Origin of the sequence: Thermomonas fusca DSM 15424, from assembly GCF_000423885.1 — a bacterium.
GTDB lineage: Bacteria > Pseudomonadota > Gammaproteobacteria > Xanthomonadales > Xanthomonadaceae > Thermomonas > Thermomonas fusca.
Genome location: NZ_AUIV01000052.1, coordinates 1 through 2,164 on the forward strand (window position 1 = coordinate 1; position 2,164 = coordinate 2,164).

Consider the following 2,164-nt stretch of genomic DNA (forward strand, 5'->3'; position numbering starts at 1 on the left):
CCCCTGGCGACAGGCCTGCTGGCCGAGCGCGCAGGCGAGCCAGGTCTTGCCGACGCCGGTCGGGCCGGTCAACAGCACGCTTTGGCTCTGGCGGATCCAGTCGCCGTCGGCGAGGCTGGCGACCAGGCGCTTGTCGAGGCCACGGCTGGCGCCGTAGTGGACGTCTTCGAGGCAGGCATCGCCCTGCTTGAGCTTGGCCTGGCGCAGCAGGCGATCGAGGCGACGCGAGTCGCGCCAACTGCGCTCGCGATCGACCAGCAGGCCGAGCCGGTCTTCGAACGACAGTTCGTGGCAGGCCGGCAGGCTGCGCTGCTCCTCCAGTGCACGGGCCATGCCGTCGAGCTTGAGGGTGCGTAGCTGATCAAGGGTGTGTTGGGTCAGCATGGGTGTCCTTCAGTGGGTGGTGGGGGGCGTGAGGTAGTAATCGGGGCCGCGCAGGTTGTCGTGCTCCGGGCTGATCCAGTCGACCTGCGCCGCGGCGGTCGGCAGTGGCTGGCGATCGAGCCCGCCCTGCAGGATCGACAACACCGAGCGTCGGGTGCGTGCACCGATGGCCCAGGCGCGGGCGCAGGCCGCTTCCAGCCGGTCATGCCCGTACTGCCGCGCCAGCGCCAGCAGGCCGAGGCAGCTGCGATAGCCCATCTCCGGATGCGGTCGTGCCGTGAGCAGGTGTTCGACCAACTGCCGGGTCGCCGGGCCGATGTCCTCGGCCCAACGCAGGAACCGACCCGGCGACCATTCCCGATGCGCGCGGTGCGCCGCCGGCATGTGCTCGGCGAGCGTGCTGTAGCCACCCGGGCTTCGCGATCGCGCATGGCTGGCAACGCGCCGGCCGCCGTGCAGGATCTCCACCGTGGTGTCGGTGATCCGGGCTTCGACCTCGCGCCGCACCAGCGCGTGCGGAACGCTGTAGTAGTGCCCGTCGAGGTCGACGTGGTAATCGATGTTGACCCGGCAGACCTTGAAGCGGGCGACCTCGAAGGACTGCTCCGGCAACGGCCCCAGCGCCGGCCGGTCGAGGCGCTCGAACCAGTCGCGGCGGCTGCCCGGTAGCGTCTTGAACGGACGGGCGTTGAGCTCGACCAGAAGCTCGGCAATCGCCTGGTTCAGCGCGGCCAGGGTAAAGAAGCACTGGTGCCGCAAGCGCGCGAGGATCCAGCGCTCGACCACCTGCACGCCGACCTCGACCTTGGCCTTGTCCTGCGGCTTGCGCGGCCGCGCCGGCAGGATGGCGGTGCCGTAGTGCTCGGCACAGGCCTGGGTGGCGCGATTGAGTGCGGGCTCGTAGCGGTCTGGACGCTTGACCAACGCACGCGGATTGTCTGGCACCACCAGCGCCGGCACGCCGCCAAAGAACTGCAGCGCCCGGCTCAGGCCGCGCAGCCAGTCGCCCTGCGTCTCGCCGACGGTGGCACAGGCGTAGGTGTAGTTGGATGCGCCCAGCACCGCGACGAAGATATGCGCCCGGCGCATCTCGCCGGTGTCGGGATTGACGATCGGCACAGTCGGACCGGCGTAGTCGATGAACAGCTTCTCGCCGGCGCGATGCAGCTGTCGCATCGAGCGCCGCTGCACACCGGCATAGGCGTGGTAGTGCGCGCAGAACTGGGTGTACTGGTAGGTCGGCAGGCCGGGATGGCCCTGGCAGTACTCCTGCCACAGCAGCTGCAGGGTCACGCCCTTGCGGCGCAGCTCGCGATGCACCCAAGGCAGATCGATGCCGGCCCGCTCACCACGCTGGCTCGCCGCCGGCGGGCACAGCCGCGCCGCAAGCTGGGCCTCGTCCAGCGCCGCCACGCCCGGCCAGTCGAGGCCGGCAATCCCGGCCCGGGCCACGTACTTGCTGACCACGCCCTTGGACAGACCCAGGGCACGGCCAATGCGCTCGTGCGAGAGCCCGCAGTCGAACTTGAGGCGAAGCAATTCCTTGATGTTGCGCATGGTCACTCTCGGTGTCGGCATCGCTCCCCCAAAGGGCGGGGAGGATGGCGACCGCTGGAAACATGCACAACGAACCCAAGGGGGCGTTTCGCTAAGGTGTGACCGGCGAGTCCGGAAACCGACCGGAATCGGTCACGATCAAGCGAAATCAGCGGTCACGCCTTACCGAAACGACCGGTCACGGCTTAGCGAAATGGGCGGTCACGATGGGCCGAAATACGCA

Annotated in this window: 2 protein-coding genes; both read right to left on the reverse strand. The window is 68.9% G+C overall.

Annotated features, from left to right (window positions below; translation table 11 throughout):
- Nucleotides 1-384, reverse strand: a 384-nt coding sequence (locus tag G582_RS0113305; protein WP_028840230.1) for an ATP-binding protein, incomplete at its 3' end; no start/stop codon positions are given.
- A gap of 9 nt (nt 385-393) precedes the next feature.
- Complete coding sequence (istA, locus tag G582_RS0113310) at nt 394-1,962, reverse strand: IS21 family transposase (RefSeq protein ID WP_028840229.1); 1,569 nt, start codon at nt 1,960-1,962, stop codon at nt 394-396.
- Nucleotides 1,963-2,164 lie beyond the last annotated feature (202 nt).